The organism is Paraburkholderia gardini (genome assembly GCF_907164545.1).
Taxonomy (GTDB): domain Bacteria; phylum Pseudomonadota; class Gammaproteobacteria; order Burkholderiales; family Burkholderiaceae; genus Paraburkholderia; species Paraburkholderia gardini.
Genome location: NZ_CAJQZB010000076.1, coordinates 1 through 1,456, shown reverse-complemented (window position 1 = coordinate 1,456; position 1,456 = coordinate 1). Strand labels below are relative to the sequence as shown.

At 56.9% G+C, this 1,456-nt stretch carries 1 protein-coding gene; it reads left to right on the top strand.

What is annotated here, in order from left to right; all coding sequences use genetic code 11:
- Positions 1 to 140: 140 nt before the first annotated feature.
- Positions 141 to 1,160: an IS110 family RNA-guided transposase gene (locus LPA37_RS27625; protein WP_229014259.1), complete on the top strand. Its 1,020-nt coding sequence runs from the start codon at positions 141 to 143 to the stop codon at positions 1,158 to 1,160.
- The last annotated feature ends 296 nt before the right edge of the window (positions 1,161 to 1,456 follow it).

Here is a 1,456-nt window from a genome sequence, read left to right as displayed (position 1 = left end):
ACCGACCAGCGGAATGAGATGAACGGCCCCCGCCCACCGATGAGGCCGAACAGGAGGTGGGCCCTCACGGCCGACGGCGTCACAGTGCTCAAATTGGAAGATCATGAGGATCTTCACAGGGTACAAACCGGAGGAGCCAAATGAAGCATACGACCGTGGGCGTGGACATCGCCAAAAATGTTATCCAGTTGTATTGGGTTGAGCCTGACACCGGCGAAATCGTGAACAAGCCGATCAAGCGGGCCGCGTTTCTGGAATATTTTGCGAATCATCCGCCGTGCCGGATCGGAATGGAGGCTTGCGGCGGTGCGCAACATTGGGCACGGCGACTGATCGAAATGGGGCACGAGGTAAAGCTGATGCCGGCCAAGTTCGTCAAGGCCTTCAACACTGGCAACAAGAATGATGCTGCCGATGCGCGTGCCATCTGGATGGCAACGCAGATGCCTGGGAAGACGGTCGCCGTGAAGACCGAAGCCCAGCAGGCTGTACTCGCAATGCACCGGATGCGGCAGCAACTCGTCAAGTTCCGCACGATGCAAATCAACAGCCTACGCGGTTTGCTCACCGAATATGGTGAGGTAATGGCGAGAAGCCGAGCAGCCTTGGACAAGGCGATACCTGGTGTGCTGGCACGGCTGTCTGAACGCTTGCCGGCAGTTCTCATCGATACACTGCGCGAGCAGTGGAATGGATTGCAAAACTTGGACGGGCAGATCACTGAGATCGAACGACGCCTGTACGAATGGACAAAGCACGACAAGGCATGCAGGGCGATCGCTGCGATCCCAGGTGTCGGTCCGCTCACCGCGACCGCTGCTGTTGCGACCATGGGTGATCCAAAGTCGTTCAGCTCGGGCCGTGAATTTGCGGCGTGGCTCGGCTTGGTACCCCGTCAAACGGGATCCGGTGGCAAGGTTCAGCTATTGGGTATCAGCAAAAGAGGGGACACCTATGTGCGGACACTGCTGATTCACGGCGCCCGCAGCGTACTGTTTCACTTGAAGGAGCCTACCGCATGGATCGGGGAACTGAAAAAGCGAAGACCGTTGAACGTCGTGACGGTTGCGCTCGCCAACAAGATGGCCCGAATCATCTGGGCAATACTCACGCATGACACGCCTTACCGCAGGGATCACCAGAGTGTGAAGCCAGCTTGAATGGCCGTATTTGTTACAAACAGCATCAACTCAAAGGTTGCGTTGGCGATCAAGTGTGATGACAAAACAGGTCGGACCGGGACTCGCTAAACCTGATGAAGCATCGGAGCTTCGAGCTCGCCAGCGGAATAAGGTACGAGTCAGCGGATCTCATAGTGGCCCGCAGCGTATCAGGCTGCAACAAGGCCGGATATAGAGGTGCAGCCCATCCTGTTCGTCAACATGCGTGAAATCCTGGCGCAAAGGGGGCCGTTCATATAGATGCTTCAGATTGATCTGCTCGCGCAGCGGATGCC